The sequence below is a fragment of the Bacillus yapensis genome (genome assembly GCF_005280205.1).
In the GTDB taxonomy this organism is placed as follows: Bacteria; Bacillota; Bacilli; order Bacillales; family Cytobacillaceae; genus Robertmurraya; species Robertmurraya yapensis.
This window is the reverse complement of record NZ_SUND01000003.1, coordinates 246,034-259,869: the sequence shown is the minus strand read 5'-3', so window position 1 is coordinate 259,869 and position 13,836 is coordinate 246,034. Positions and strand designations below refer to the sequence as shown.

15 protein-coding genes are annotated in these 13,836 nt (G+C 38.6%); 13 read left to right on the top strand and 2 right to left on the bottom strand.

Annotated elements, in window-relative coordinates:
* The first annotated feature begins 2 nt into the window (after nt 1–2).
* From udk to FAR12_RS05625, 9 genes are all read left to right on the top strand, one after another.
* Nucleotides 3–635 (top strand): uridine kinase, encoded by a 633-nt coding sequence (gene udk / locus FAR12_RS05665; RefSeq protein ID WP_126407223.1) that lies wholly within the window; start codon nt 3–5, stop codon nt 633–635.
* A 282-nt stretch (nt 636–917) separates the two neighbouring features.
* A complete protein-coding gene (gene greA / locus FAR12_RS05660; RefSeq protein WP_126407222.1) occupies nt 918–1,394 on the top strand; it encodes a transcription elongation factor GreA in 477 nt (158 codons plus the stop codon).
* Between the two features lie 50 nt (nt 1,395–1,444).
* Entirely contained in the window at nt 1,445–3,223 is a 1,779-nt protein-coding gene (locus FAR12_RS05655; RefSeq protein ID WP_126407220.1) for a peptidoglycan D,D-transpeptidase FtsI family protein, read from the top strand.
* Between the two features lie 224 nt (nt 3,224–3,447).
* Nucleotides 3,448–4,152 (top strand): YrrS family protein, encoded by a 705-nt coding sequence (locus FAR12_RS05650; RefSeq protein ID WP_126407218.1) that lies wholly within the window; start codon nt 3,448–3,450, stop codon nt 4,150–4,152.
* Between the two features lie 177 nt (nt 4,153–4,329).
* Entirely contained in the window at nt 4,330–4,968 is a 639-nt protein-coding gene (locus FAR12_RS05645) for a class I SAM-dependent DNA methyltransferase (protein WP_126407216.1), read from the top strand.
* Between the two features lie 15 nt (nt 4,969–4,983).
* Nucleotides 4,984–5,691 carry a 5'-methylthioadenosine/S-adenosylhomocysteine nucleosidase gene (mtnN, locus tag FAR12_RS05640; RefSeq protein ID WP_126407214.1) on the top strand — a complete coding sequence of 236 codons (708 nt, stop codon included), beginning with the start codon at nt 4,984–4,986 and terminating at the stop codon, nt 5,689–5,691.
* 24 nt (nt 5,692–5,715) lie between these two features.
* Nucleotides 5,716–6,639 (top strand): PLP-dependent cysteine synthase family protein, encoded by a 924-nt coding sequence (locus tag FAR12_RS05635; RefSeq protein ID WP_126407212.1) that lies wholly within the window; start codon nt 5,716–5,718, stop codon nt 6,637–6,639.
* A 1-nt stretch (nt 6,640) separates the two neighbouring features.
* Complete coding sequence (locus tag FAR12_RS05630; protein WP_126407210.1) at nt 6,641–7,777, top strand: bifunctional cystathionine gamma-lyase/homocysteine desulfhydrase; 1,137 nt, start codon at nt 6,641–6,643, stop codon at nt 7,775–7,777.
* Nucleotides 7,778–8,172: 395 nt separating this feature from the next.
* Nucleotides 8,173–8,313, top strand: a complete 141-nt coding sequence (locus FAR12_RS05625; protein WP_126407208.1) for a YrzI family small protein — start codon at nt 8,173–8,175, stop codon at nt 8,311–8,313.
* A 415-nt stretch (nt 8,314–8,728) separates the two neighbouring features.
* Here FAR12_RS05625 and sigK read toward each other — a convergent pair whose 3' ends face one another.
* Entirely contained in the window at nt 8,729–9,454 is a 726-nt protein-coding gene (sigK, locus tag FAR12_RS05620; protein WP_126407206.1) for an RNA polymerase sporulation sigma factor SigK, read from the bottom strand.
* Between the two features lie 222 nt (nt 9,455–9,676).
* Here sigK and FAR12_RS23325 point away from each other — a divergent pair, with 222 nt between their 5' ends.
* The 3 genes from FAR12_RS23325 (at nt 9,677) to FAR12_RS05610 (ending at nt 12,664) form a co-directional block, all read left to right on the top strand.
* Entirely contained in the window at nt 9,677–9,829 is a 153-nt protein-coding gene (locus FAR12_RS23325; protein WP_170972110.1) for a hypothetical protein, read from the top strand.
* A gap of 122 nt (nt 9,830–9,951) precedes the next feature.
* Nucleotides 9,952–11,748 (top strand): M3 family oligoendopeptidase, encoded by a 1,797-nt coding sequence (locus FAR12_RS05615; protein WP_126407204.1) that lies wholly within the window; start codon nt 9,952–9,954, stop codon nt 11,746–11,748.
* A 127-nt stretch (nt 11,749–11,875) separates the two neighbouring features.
* Complete coding sequence (locus FAR12_RS05610; RefSeq protein ID WP_126407202.1) at nt 11,876–12,664, top strand: phosphatidylserine decarboxylase; 789 nt, start codon at nt 11,876–11,878, stop codon at nt 12,662–12,664.
* Between the two features lie 33 nt (nt 12,665–12,697).
* Here FAR12_RS05610 and FAR12_RS05605 read toward each other — a convergent pair whose 3' ends face one another.
* Entirely contained in the window at nt 12,698–12,838 is a 141-nt protein-coding gene (locus tag FAR12_RS05605; protein ID WP_126407200.1) for a sporulation histidine kinase inhibitor Sda, read from the bottom strand.
* A 479-nt stretch (nt 12,839–13,317) separates the two neighbouring features.
* Here FAR12_RS05605 and FAR12_RS05600 point away from each other — a divergent pair, with 479 nt between their 5' ends.
* Nucleotides 13,318–13,833, top strand: a complete 516-nt coding sequence (locus FAR12_RS05600; RefSeq protein WP_126407198.1) for a YqeG family HAD IIIA-type phosphatase — start codon at nt 13,318–13,320, stop codon at nt 13,831–13,833.
* Nucleotides 13,834–13,836 lie beyond the last annotated feature (3 nt).

Sequence of the window (13,836 nt, the reverse complement as noted above, 5' to 3'; positions counted from 1 at the left end):
CGATGCGCAAACCTGTTGTCATTGGCGTAACCGGGGGATCCGGTTCAGGTAAAACAAGTGTAACGAGAGCAATTTACAACAAATTTAAGGGACATTCTATTTTAATGATTGAGCAGGATTCCTATTACAAGGATCAGGCCCATCTGCCATTTGAAGAACGTCTAAAGACCAATTATGATCATCCATTAGCGTTTGATAACGAATTATTGTATGAACATATTAAAATGCTGCAAAACAACCAGTCGATTGAAAAACCAGTTTACGATTATGCTTTGCACACAAGATCTGAAGAAGTCATTCAAGTGGAACCAAGGGATGTTATCATTCTAGAAGGAATTCTTGTACTTGAAGATGAACGTCTTCGTGAACTTATGGACATTAAGCTATATGTAGATACAGATGCCGATATTCGGATCATTCGCAGACTTTCACGAGACATCAAGGAACGTGGACGTACTTTGGATTCAGTCATTGATCAATATGTGAATGTTGTGCGTCCAATGCACAATCAATTTATTGAACCAACGAAGCGATATGCTGATATTATCATCCCTGAGGGTGGTCATAATCATGTGGCAATCGATTTAATGGTCACAAAGATTCAAACAATTCTTGAACAAAAATCATTTTTATGACACAATAAGCATTAAATAATATGGAGTGAAATCCCTATCATTTGGATAGCTCCTGGTTTAAAAAAGGTCTATTTGGACACTCTATATTGCGCGCCCTATAAAAGGGGCGCGCTCCTGTGCATTTGTGAAAAGTATAAATGCCCAGCTACATAAAGCGTTTTATAATTCAGCGAAAGCGGTTTTTTAAAATGCGAATCGAATTTAGCTCTGCTAAATTAAGAAGATAAAAATATAAGCACACAATCTAATTTGGGGGTTGTGAAACTAGAAGGAGTGAAGGATTTGGCTACAGAGAAAGTATTCCCGATGACTTTAGCGGGGAAAGAAAAATTAGAACAAGAACTTGACCATTTAAAATCAGTAAAGAGAAAAGAAGTTGTTGAAAGAATTAAAATAGCTCGTAGCTTTGGTGACTTATCAGAGAACTCTGAGTATGATTCCGCAAAGGAAGAACAAGCATTTGTTGAAGGTCGTATCACTACGATTGAAAATATGATTCGTAATGCAAAAATTATCGAAGAGGACGAACTAAGCGGCGATGCAGTTACTCTTGGCCGTTCTGTTACATTCTTAGAGCTACCTGATGGTGAAGAAGAGACTTACACAATCGTTGGTAGTGCGGAAGCGGATCCGTTTGAAGGGAAAATTTCAAATGATTCTCCAATTGCGAAAAGCCTTCTTGGCCGAAAAGTGGGAGAGGAAGTTACTGTACAAACGCCAGGTGGAGAAATGAACGTACGCATCACTAAAATTAAATAAAATGTTTGAAACGTGAACACCTCGTCAACACTTTTGACGAGGTGTTTTTTATGTGGAGGAAAAGAGCGGTTGTTTTATTATCAATATGTTTATGTTTGATTGCGCTTTTGATTGGCAGACTCGTCCAGATCCAATTGATTGCTTCAAGTGACTTTTCTAAACATCATGTCAATCTTCTTGAGGCTAGTGTAAAACAGCGTTCACAGGAAATGATTATTGATAATGGACGAGGAGGTTTTCTTGACCGAAATGGCGAATCTTTGATCCATCAAAGGATACCTGTTCTAATTCTTTTTCCCTTTTTAAAAAATATGGATTGGGATGCGGAGAGAGTGGCACAAATCATTGATGTCCCTACCTCAACTCTTCTTCGTAAAATTGAGCAAGCAAAAGAACCTTTTGCGTTTGGAAACCCAAAAATTATGTCATTAACAAACTCGCAAATGGAACAAATAAATAAATTAGAAATTCCGGGTGTGTTTGCGGTGGAAAAGAAATATGCGTTAACGGAATATCCGGCAGAACAACTGATTGGGATCACAGGTCAAAATCAAACCGTTCTGGAAAAGAGATATCCGGATAAAGAACTACCGACAGATTCGTTAGTTGGCTTAACTGGCTTAGAGAAAAGTTTTGATGAGTTCTTACTTCCTGATGGGAAGTCGAAGCTAGTTTACCATGTTGATGGAATAGGAGGGCCATTATTTGGGATTAATGTGAAGTACGTTGAGCCCGCCAATCCATTTTATCCAGTCAATGTAAAAACAACCTTAGATAAGGAAATCCAGTTGATGGCAGAGTCGCTCGTCGACCAACATAAGATTGAGAATGGAGGGCTTGTCCTTCTTGATCTTGAAACAAACTCAATTCTAGCTTCCGTTTCACGTCCATATATAAATAAGGATGCCCCATATTCGGAAGCGGGGATTAATAATATGATGTTAAAGCAACAAATTCCTGGATCGGTTTTCAAAACGATTATCGCTGCAGCAGCAATTGAATATGATCTAGATGATCCTACTAGAAAATTTGACTGTGATAAGACGATTACAGGTGCTCCGGACCAGAAGTATCAACATGGGATGCTGTCCTTTACTGAAAGCTTTGCTCAGAGTTGTAACAATACATTCGGAACTTTGGCGAAGGAATTAAAGGAGATCGATGAGAATATTATTGAAGATTATGCGAAAAGACTTTCCGTTGTAGGACAAGTGGGGTGGGAAGGCGATATTTACCACTTTGAAAACTTCCGACAAATGGAGGAGGACAATGGAAGGATTTTTTTAGATGAATCAGCTAAAAAGGATAACAATTTTGTGACTATGACTGGTATTGGCCAGCATGAAGTTAGATTAACTCCCCTGGCCATTGCAAATATGATGGCAACAATTGCAAGGGGAGGGAAAAGTGAAATGGTAAGGGCAGCTACGGAAATTGACTATAAGGATGGAACTTCCTTATTGCCATTTGAGAATAAGCCTTTAGGGGATGAATCGATTTCCCCGTATACAGCGATGAAGCTACAAAAGCTACTTCGTGAAGTTGTTGTAAGTGAGAAGGGGACAGGAAGAGGATTACAGGGGCTTCCTTATGAGGTCGCTGGTAAGTCAGGTACTGCAGAAACTGGGAGATTTGAAGGTGAGCAGCAGCTTTTGAACAAATGGTTTGCTGGCTACTTTCCTTTTGACAATCCAAAGTATGCTCTTGTTACAGTTAATTTAGGTGTGTACGATGCGGAGGGGTCGGTTACTCCACTATTTGCAGATTTGGTAAAAGGACTCTATGAATTGGATCATAAAGGAAATATGGGGGAAGTTCCTACTAGTTAGGAACTTCTTTAGTTTTAATGACTAGGTGATATATCCCTTCAAGTTTTGAGCAAGACGTGATAGAATTGTGACATCCTTATGGGTGTTTTTCACAAGGGTCTTTTCTGTTTACAGTTTGTAAACAGTATAAAATAGATTAAGTCTTTAATTTTTTTGCACTAAAAGGAATATAGATTGAGAAAAGAGCCTAATTAAAGATTAATGTTTTTAGGGGAGGACATGCAATGCGAATTGATAATTACGGATCACGCTACCATAGACGTACAAAAAAGAAAAAAACAAATATAGTTTTAAATGGATTAATCGGTTTTGTTTTACTTCTCATCATTGTTGTTTCCATTAACATCTTTTTTGGAGGAAACGATGACGAACGAGCAGAACAAAATGTCGAAGAAACAAAAGGTGAGACAAGTAATGCTCCGGAAGCAACCGAAGATGAATCTTCTCAAGTAAGTGAGGATGAAGCTTCTGAGGAAGAAACGGAGACAGAACAAAGCTCAACTGACGTGTCAGGTGAAAATGAAGAAGAGGCTTCTGAAGAAGAAGCTGACGAAGAAGAAATGGATGAAAATGAAGTTGAGGAAGAAGAATCTGGAGAAGCGGTTGTATCCGAGGGTGGAAGTTCACCAAATGTGGTGAAGACCATTGTTAATCCTGCATGGAAACCGGTTGGCACCGTTCAAACGGGTGAGCATCATAACACCTATGACGGTGTGGACTGGGAGGAAATGGTTGACGCGATTTCCTATGCAACAGGAATATCTGAGGATCAGATGACGATTCATTTCTTAGGAAACAATGGCCCTAATAAGTCTGTTGGTACAGTCTATACAAAAGGTAAGACAGAAATTTACCGTGTTTATATTGAATGGGTGGATGGCCAAGGCTGGAAACCTACACAGGTTGAACAATTATCTGCAATCGAATAAAAATAGGTGAAAAAGGATGGCGAGTAAGCCATTCTTTTTTTTGTGAAAAACCTTACTATTCTGAAAGTTAGTTATCTCATTGCTAGGGATGCTTCGTTATGGTACATTAAGAACATTAATTCATACTATACTTATAGGAATTGTTTATATTACATCTAAGATACGGAGAGTGTGAATATGGGAAAGGAATTTATCGAGTTATTTGAAGACTGGGCAGACTCTTATGATGAGAGTGTCACTGGCCACGATCTTGAATATAAAGCAGTATTCGAACATTATGATTTAATTTTATCGATAGTCGCGAATCGATCTTTTGGTCATGTAATCGAGTTTGGACCTGGTACAGGAAACCTTACAGAGAAGCTTTTAAGCAAAGGGTTACAGGTAACCGCCTTTGAACCTTCACCATCTATGCGTAAAAAAGCCATTGAAAAATTAGGCGATCGCGCTGAGATCAAAGAAGGGGATTTTCAAAGCTTTCACACAGAAAAGGATGTTCAAACGATTGTCAGTACCTATGCGTTTCACCACTTAACAGACGAGGAAAAAGCAGAAGCTATTGCCGCTTATGGAAAGTTACTCCAACCTGGTGGTAAAATAGTTTTTGCGGATACGATGTACGAATCAGTTGAAGCATATAAACAAGCTATTGAAAAAGCTAAAGAGCAAAACTTTTATAATCTGGCAGAGGATCTTGAGAGGGAGTACTATACGACCATTCCTGTTTTGAAAAAAATGATGGAAGACAACCATTTTTCTGTTCACTTTGAACGGGTGAATGATTTTGTCTGGATTATGGAAGGAATCAAAAGTTAAGAAAGAGGTAGGAAGATGACAATCGCAATCATTGGAGCAATGGAAGAAGAAGTAACTTTACTAAGAGAGAAAATAGAGAATAAGAAGGTTGAGACGATCGCAGGCTGTGAGTTTACTTTAGGAAATATGGATGGAGCAGACGTTATTTTACTTCGTTCAGGAATCGGCAAAGTAAACGCGGCTATGTCAACGTCGATTCTTTTAGAAAAATATAAACCTGACTTTGTAGTGAATACAGGCTCAGCTGGTGGATTTCATCCTGACTTAAATGTGGGAGATGTGGTCATTTCCTCAGAGGTCCGACATCATGATGTGGACGTTACTGCTTTTGGCTACGAATATGGTCAAGTGCCACAGCTACCGCCTGCATTTATTGCTAATGAGGAGCTCGTGCAAATTGCTGAGGAAGCAGCAAGTGAAATCGATAGTATTCAGGTTGTAAAAGGATTGATTGCAACGGGTGATTCTTTTATGAATGATCCGAAGCGTGTTGAAGCAATTCAAGATAAATTTATCGACCTCCAAGCGGTAGAAATGGAAGCAGCAGCAATCGCGCAAGTGTCCCATCAATTTGGCACTCCTTTTGTCATCATTCGTTCTTTATCAGATATTGCTGGAAAAGAATCAAATGTCTCTTTTGAGCAATTTTTAGATAAAGCAGCTTTACATTCAGCGACACTTGTAATGAAGATTGTGGCAGCAATCAACAAGAAGAACATCTAGGTTCATTTTAAAGGGTGAGAAATTTTGAAGGTATACAAAAATGTCCATGAACTGATTGGTCAAACACCGATGCTTGAGATTACACAGTTTTCCTTACCAGAAGGAGTTCGTCTTTTTGCCAAGCTCGAATTCCTCAATCCGGGAGGTAGTGTGAAAGACCGATTAGGCTTGGAGCTTCTTCATGAGGCTATTGCAACTGGGAAAATAAAAGAAGGTAGCACGATCATTGAGCCAACGGCAGGAAATACTGGTATCGGTTTGGCGCTTGCTGCAATCAATTCTGGAATTAAGGTCATCGTTTGTGTTCCGGAAAAATTCAGTGTGGAAAAACAAGAGTTAATGAAGGCTTTAGGAGCAGAAATTGTGCATACACCTACGGAAAAAGGAATGAAGGGAGCAATCGAAAAGGCTAATGAATTGCTTCAGGAAATTCCTAATTCTTATAGTCCGCAGCAGTTTGGAAACCCTGCAAATCCGAATACTTATTATAAGACACTTGGCCCGGAAATTTGGGATCAATTAGACGGACAAATTGACGTTTTTGTCGCGGGTGCTGGTACGGGTGGAACCTTTATGGGAACCGCGCGCTATTTAAAGGAACAAAAAGCAGGTATCAAAACAGTGATTGTTGAGCCTGAAGGATCGATATTAAATGGGGGAGAGCCTGGTCCTCATAAAACAGAAGGAATCGGAATGGAATTTCTTCCAGGTTATATGGATCCGAACTATTTTAATGCGATTCACTCCGTTTCAGATCAAAATGCTTTTGAGCTCGTAAAGGAACTAGCTAAAAAGGAAGGGCTCCTAGTAGGAAGTTCATCCGGAGCTGCTTTTCATGCAGCATTAGAAGAAGCAAAGATCGCTCCGCAAGGTACAAATATCGTCGTGATTTTTCCTGATGGAAGTGAAAGATACTTAAGCAAGAAAATCTATGAAGGAGGGATCTAGGATGAAACGTAAAACAAGATTAATTCATGGTGGCATTTCAGGTGATCCTGCAACAGGTGCAGTGTCAGTGCCGATTTATCAAGTTAGCACCTATAAGCAAGAGGGAGTAGGGGGACATAAGGGTTTTGAATACTCTCGTACAGGAAACCCAACTCGTCATGCGCTTGAAGAACTGATTAAGGATATCGAAGGCGGGCATGCTGGTTTTGCATTCGGTTCAGGGATGGCAGCCATCACAGCTGTGATCATGCTCTTAAATAGTGGAGACCATGTCGTTTTAACAGATGATGTATACGGTGGAACTTACCGTGTCATGAATAAAGTGTTAAATCGTTTTGGCATTGAATCTACATTCGTCGATACAAGCAATCTTGAAGAAATTGAAAAAGCCATCAAGGAAAACACAAAGGCAATTTACATTGAAACACCAACAAATCCGTTATTGAAGATTACTGATATTCGTGAGGCTGCAAATATTGCGAAAAAACATGATTTGCTAACAATTGTTGATAATACTTTTTCCACTCCTTATTGGCAAAATCCAATCGAGCTTGGGGCAGATATTGTCCTACATAGCGCAACTAAGTATATTGGTGGACATTCAGATGTTGTTGCAGGCCTAGTTGTAGTGAATAATGAGAAGCTTGCGCAGGATCTTCATTTCGTTCAAAACTCAACTGGAGGCGTTTTAGGACCACAGGATTCATGGTTATTGATGCGAGGGATTAAAACACTTGGAGTAAGAATGGAAGAGACTGAAGCGAATACACGAGAAATCGTTGCCTTTCTAGAGAAACATTCTCGTGTGAAAAAGGTTTATTATCCTGGACTTGAGTCGCACCCGAATCATGAAATCGCAAAGAAACAAGCGACTGGTTTTGGTGGAATGATCTCGTTTGATATAGGAAGTGAAGCAGCAGCTGACGAACTGCTTAGAAAAGTAAAATACTTTACACTTGCAGAAAGCTTAGGTGCTGTGGAGAGTCTTATTTCTGTTCCAGCACGTATGACTCATGCGTCGATTCCGCAAGAGCGTCGTGCTGAGCTTGGAATCACAGATGGTTTAGTACGTATTTCCGTAGGGTTAGAGGATGTTGAAGACCTAATTGAGGACTTAAAGCAGGGATTAGAAAGCTAGAATTGTATGTTTTTTGTATATTTTTCTGAAAAATAGGTAAAAAAAGGTTTACAACTACTAGGATAGTGGATATAATTACCACTGTAAGCGAAAAATTCTAAAAAGGAGGTCGATGAAAATGATGATGAATATGGGAATTTCAAAGATGTCTTCAACAATTTTATATGGATTATTTTCACAATCGACCTGCATGGTTCTTCATGAATCTTAAGGAATGGATCGCGTAATTTAACTTACTATATGCATCCAAACCGCAGGGAGTATTGTGCCCTGCGGTTTTTTATGCACTTTTTTAGGCCGTAGAGATTGTTCTTTACGGCCTTTTTGTGCCCAAAAAAGGATGCTTGAATTACGGAGAAGGCGCTAGGCGCTTTTCTGATAAGGAGGTGGGAGTTATGACCCTAAATATTTTGTTTTTTACAGTGACCATTAGACAACGTAAAGTGTCTATGGATGATGCTTTGCGTAATGAAATGGCGAGAGAAGCTTATGAAAATATGAAAAATCGTGCACTAACCGTACATCGCTTATTTTAATGTTCGTTAAAAAAATTTATGAAAGGCGGGAATAACAATGATGTTTTTAATGCAAAGAAGAAATGCTGTTTTGTGGGTGGAGAAGGATACCGACTAACAGAGCTCTCTAAGATGAGGAGTGATGCACATGTATCTTAATATCTTATTGTTGACACTTGTTTTTCGTAAAAAGAAAGATCGAAAGCTTTAACAGAATGTTCACATTCCTGGAAGGTTGACACCGTATTTATGTGGTAAATTCAAATTAACAATAGGTTAACTTGAATACTGTTGATGGGGTGTGAGAGTTATGTTATCAATCGTGATGGGGTTTGTCATTTGTGGAACAATCGGCTGTATTATTGCCGCAGAAGTAAGCGTTGAAGACTAAATGAAAGAAGCATTGGTCGCTTTAGATGACCAATGCTTCTTCTTTTTAATTATTCGCATCATTTTTTCGTTTTTCTTTTTCGGCTCGATAAAATTCATGAAACATCTTCATTAAGGCTCTTTTTTCAATTCTAGATACATAGCTTCTAGATATACCAAGCTCCTTGGCTATTTCGCGTTGAGTTTTTTCTTTCTTTAAATCTAAACCGAACCTACCAACGATGACCTCTCTTTCTCTCCCATCCAGTACATCGATATATTCTTTGACCTTTTCAAGCTCCATGTTTAACTGGATCGTGTCAATGACATCCTCTGAATCGGATTTTAGTACATCAATTAGTGAAATTTCATTTCCTTCCTTGTCCTGTCCGATTGGATCGTGTAGTGAAACATCCTTTTTTGTCTTTTTGAGAGCTCTTAAATGCATAAGGATTTCATTTTCAATACAGCGAGCGGCGTAGGTAGCAAGCTTTGTTCCTTTTCCTTCGGAGTAACTTTCAATCGCTTTTATTAAGCCGATTGTTCCGATTGAAATGAGGTCCTCTGAATCCTCACCGGTATTTTCGAATTTTTTCACTATATGGGCAACGAGTCGGAGATTGTGCTCGATTAGCATGTTACGGGCATGACTGTCCCCTTCAGTCATTAATCTTAAATATTTCTTTTCATCTTCAGGTGACAATGGTTGAGGAAAGGCGTTGTTCTTTACATAAGAGACTAGAAAAATAATCTCTTTGACTAAAACTCCAAGCGCAGTCAGAATTCCAGACATGTAGACACCCCCGCTATTATGACTTTCGCCTATAACTAATAATTATGAAGAGAGAGGATTGTATTTGTCTGTCCCATAAAGAATTATTTTTGTTTGGGGATTATTACCTTCTGTTTGCTTGGAAAAATGTCCTACAAATATCGTAGAAATCGACATTTGCCTATACAGATGGCAGGCTCTAGCATAGTTTATTACTAGCATAGTTTAAAGGAGGTATAGGAAATGCCTTATGGTTACCCTGGTCCTTATGCATATCCATCCCCTTACCCGTACTATGGTGGCGGAAGTGGTGCTTGGGTAGCATTATGGATTGTATTATTTATTATTTTATTGATTTTCGGAGCATGGTGGTTTTACGGCGGTTACTTTAAATAATACAAAGGAAAGCAGTAGGGGAAAACTTACTGCTTTTTTATTTAGACTAGCGAAATATACTGTGATATAATTAATGAAATTTCAGAAAAATGTAACTATACATATTAAGAGGAGGAAATTTGATGACGACAACTACATATTCAGAGGTATGGGATTTAGATGTATTTTTTAACGGTGGGAGTGCTTCACCAGAATTTACAGCACATTTGGAAGAAACGAAAACGATTGTTGAAAATTTTAAGGAAAAAGTTTCAAACTGGGTACCAACGAATACAAAAGAAGACGGCGATCAGCTTTTATCCATTGTTCATGCATTTGAACAAGTGACCAAAAAGGTTCGCCAGGCAGGAGCTTTTGTAAGTTGTTTACAAGCTCAAAATACAGAGGATAGACTCGTAGAGGGCTTGCGTGGAAACGTAACTGCACTTAGTGCTGAATTTCAAATTGGATTGACCGATCTGGATCAAAAACTTACCTCCATTAACGATGATGTATGGAGCAGTATTTTGGAGCAAGAAGGATTGAAGGAGCTTTCCTTTGTATTATCTGAACGAAGACAAGAGGCGAATGAAAAGCTTTCAAAGGATGAAGAAACGCTAATCAATGCTCTTAGTGTCGATGGCTACCATGGCTGGGGGCAATTATACGATGTCATCGTTGGAACCACGAAAGTAGAAATCAATGAAAATGGTACACCGAAGGCCTTATCAGTTGGACAAGCAGCAAATAAATTTTCTCATCCTGATCGCAACGTGCGAAAAGAGGTCTTTGAAGGATGGGAAAAAGCATGGGGTGATAAATCTGCTTATCTCTCAAAAACACTTAATCATTTAGCTGGCTTTCGCTTGAAAGTGTACAAACAAAGAGGTTGGGAAGAAGTACTGAAGGAGCCACTAGCTATCAACCGAATGAAAAAAGAAACGTTAGACACGATGTGGAAGGTCATTTCGGATAACAAAGCTCCGCTTGTGAAATTTTTAGAAAGAAAAGCTGAACTTCTAGGGCTTGAAAAATTGAGCTGGTATGACTTAGATGCTCCACTTGGACAAGCAGAGACAAAAATTTCTTACCAAGAAGGAGCAGAGTTTATTCTCGAGCATTTCGCAAAATTTGGTGATGAAATGACCGGCTTTGCGAAAAAAGCTTTCGAAGACAAATGGATCGAAGCAGAAGATCGTCCTGGGAAAAAACCAGGTGGATTCCACACATATTTCCCTGAAGACAGTCAATCGAGAATTTTCATGACGTATTCTGGTACTCCTTCTAATGTGTCTACATTGGCCCATGAATTGGGTCATGGTTTCCATACGTATGCAATGAGAGACTTGCATACATTAAATCGTAACTATGCGATGAATGTGGCTGAAACGGCTTCTACATTTGCGGAAATGATTGTAGCGGATGCTTCAGTGAAAAACGCTACTACAGAAGAGGAAAAGCTTGCTCTTTTAGAAGATAAGGTGCAACGCTCAGTAGCCTTACTCATGAATATCCATGCTCGATTCTTATTTGAAACGAGATTCTACGAAGAAAGAAAAGAAGGAATTGTTAATACAGAGCGCTTAAATCAATTAATGGAAGATGCGCAAAAAGAAGCTTATGGGGATGCACTAGAAGAGTATCATCCACTATTCTGGGCGTCTAAGCTTCATTTCTTTATCACTGGGGTACCATTCTACAACTTCCCATACACGTTTGGGTATCTTTTTTCACTAGGTATCTACGCGCAAGCGATAGAAGAAGGTAAAGGATATGAGGAAAAATACATTAGCTTACTTAAGGATACAGCTTCAATGACGGTTGAAGAATTAGCACTCAAGCACTTAAATGTAGACCTAACGCAGCCTGATTTCTGGGAAAAGGGTGTACAGCTATGTATTGACGATGTGGAAGAGTTTTTACAATTGACGAATAAATAATGGCAATGGCAGCATCCAATCGGGTGCTGTTTTTGTGTTTTTTTGATATTCAATAGTGCATAAGTAAGTGCAAATGATATAATAGCACTCATGGAATCAAAATGTTTCGCCTATGGAGGTATGTAAATTGATTCAAATGCTCTATCGCACGCTCATTGAACTAACAAACGGAAAATGGTCATCCGTACTGTTAAGCAGATTTGCTCAATCGAAAGCAAGTCGGTTTTTAATTCCGTCTTTTGCAAAAGTATATAAGATTAATTTGAATGAAATGGCCCATTCGATTCATGAGTTTTCGACCCTCCATGACTTTTTCATTCGGAAATTACATATAGATGCAAGAGAAATTGACAAGGCTGAAAACGCTGTTGTCAGTCCGGTTGATGCGGTGCTTGAGGATATGGGTGGGATTACTTCAGAGTTATCGCTAAATGTGAAAGGGAAGCAATATTCCTTGTTGGATATGTTGGGCAGCGAGGAAAAGGCTCAGCAATATGAAAAAGGAACTTATCTTCTTCTTTATCTCAGTCCGAGTCATTATCACCGGATACATAGCCCTCTTTCAGGAAAAATCGTTGGGACATGGACATTGGGAGAAAAATCCTATCCTGTCAATCGTTACGGTCTCAAATATGGAAGAGATACACTATCGAAAAATTTTCGAAAGATCACGGAAGTCCAGCATGAAAATGGTGTAGCTGCTATCGTCAAGGTGGGGGCTATGTTTGTCAATTCGATCGAAACGATCCATAATGGAGAGCAGATTGAAAAGGGAGAAGAAATGGCGTATTTCACATTTGGGTCTACGGTTATTCTCCTCTTTACAAAAGATTCTTTTAAGCCATTAAAGTTTGAAACTCCAAAGGAAATGAAGGTAGGGGAACGTTTAGGTTACACTACAATGACTCTTTTTTAAGGGCAAAAAAAAAGCCCTATAGGGCATATAAAATTAAGAGGAAACTTTTATTTTGTGAGCCAATGAACGTCGGTGAATTTCTGTTTCGATTAGACGGATAAAATCTTTGCTTAAATTTAATTCTTGAGCTTTGAAATAGGATTCTACTAATAGATCATCTGACAATTTCCTCATGTCAGAATTCACCTCCTCGTTATAAAAGGTTCTACTAAGTAAAAAAATACATATAATGTAAGTTGGTCTTTGGTGTATTCTTACTCTAACAAAAATAATGCAGTAGAACAACCGTTCCTTTTATCCACAGTAACCAGTGGATAAGTTGTGAGTAATATGTTTATAAATAAAATAGAACTCTATAAATCAATGTGTATTTTGTGAATAAAGTTATCCACAAGTGTTGAAAAGTCGGTGTCCTTGTCGAAAACTTTTTATGTAAATACTGTGATTTTATGTATTTCGACATATTTAGAGCATGTTTTTATGGTTGTTTGTAGAAGTGTGTTGAACATAGCTAAAGGGTAGTGGAGATAATCTCAATTCTTTGTCCGCTTGCCTATTCCAACACTCAACAGTTAAAATTGGTATGATGTTCTCGGTTTAGGCAAAAATTTAAAACCGACGGATGTGTCATGACGAAATAGAGGTGTCTTATATTGTTAAATAACTTTTTACCAAATCAGCATGTGAAAAATATTTTTCAAATAACCCCTGAGAGTTTGAAAGAAAAAGGGATCAAGGGGATTATTACTGATTTAGATAATACGTTAGTAGAATGGGATCGTCCTAACGCTACACCGAAGCTTCAGGAATGGTTTGAGGCGATGCAAAAAGAAAATATTAAAATTACGATCGTTTCGAATAATAATCGTGAAAGAGTTCAGTCTTTCTCTGACCCATTGAACATTCCGTTTATTTTCCAAGCTAGAAAGCCTTTAGGAAAAGCATTTCGCAAGGCGATCAATGATATGGGCTTAATGAAAGAAGAAACGGTTGTCATCGGTGATCAGCTTTTAACCGATGTACTCGGAGGGAACCGCGGAGGTTTTCATACGATCTTGGTAGTTCCTGTTGCTTCAACAGATGGCTTTTTTACCAAATTCAATCGTTTGGTTGAAAGAAGAATACTCAACTGGTTTAGAAAAAAAGGTATGTTAGTTTGGGAGGATTAATCT

Bases quoted from the DNA above. Each gene is read 5' to 3' on its own strand.
- udk (WP_126407223.1), top strand. From the start codon at position 3: ATGCGCAAACCTGTTGTCATTGGCGTAACCGGGGGATCCGGTTCAGGT.
- FAR12_RS05655 (WP_126407220.1), top strand. From the start codon at position 1,445: ATGTGGAGGAAAAGAGCGGTTGTTTTATTATCAATATGTTTATGTTTG.
- FAR12_RS05650 (WP_126407218.1), top strand. From the start codon at position 3,448: ATGCGAATTGATAATTACGGATCACGCTACCATAGACGTACAAAAAAG.
- FAR12_RS05645 (WP_126407216.1), top strand. From the start codon at position 4,330: ATGGGAAAGGAATTTATCGAGTTATTTGAAGACTGGGCAGACTCTTAT.
- mtnN (WP_126407214.1), top strand. From the start codon at position 4,984: ATGACAATCGCAATCATTGGAGCAATGGAAGAAGAAGTAACTTTACTA.
- FAR12_RS05630 (WP_126407210.1), top strand. From the start codon at position 6,641: ATGAAACGTAAAACAAGATTAATTCATGGTGGCATTTCAGGTGATCCT.
- FAR12_RS05625 (WP_126407208.1), top strand. From the start codon at position 8,173: ATGACCCTAAATATTTTGTTTTTTACAGTGACCATTAGACAACGTAAA.
- sigK (WP_126407206.1), bottom strand. From the start codon at position 9,454: ATGTCTGGAATTCTGACTGCGCTTGGAGTTTTAGTCAAAGAGATTATT.
- FAR12_RS23325 (WP_170972110.1), top strand. From the start codon at position 9,677: ATGCCTTATGGTTACCCTGGTCCTTATGCATATCCATCCCCTTACCCG.
- FAR12_RS05615 (WP_126407204.1), top strand. From the start codon at position 9,952: ATGACGACAACTACATATTCAGAGGTATGGGATTTAGATGTATTTTTT.
- FAR12_RS05605 (WP_126407200.1), bottom strand. From the start codon at position 12,838: ATGAGGAAATTGTCAGATGATCTATTAGTAGAATCCTATTTCAAAGCT.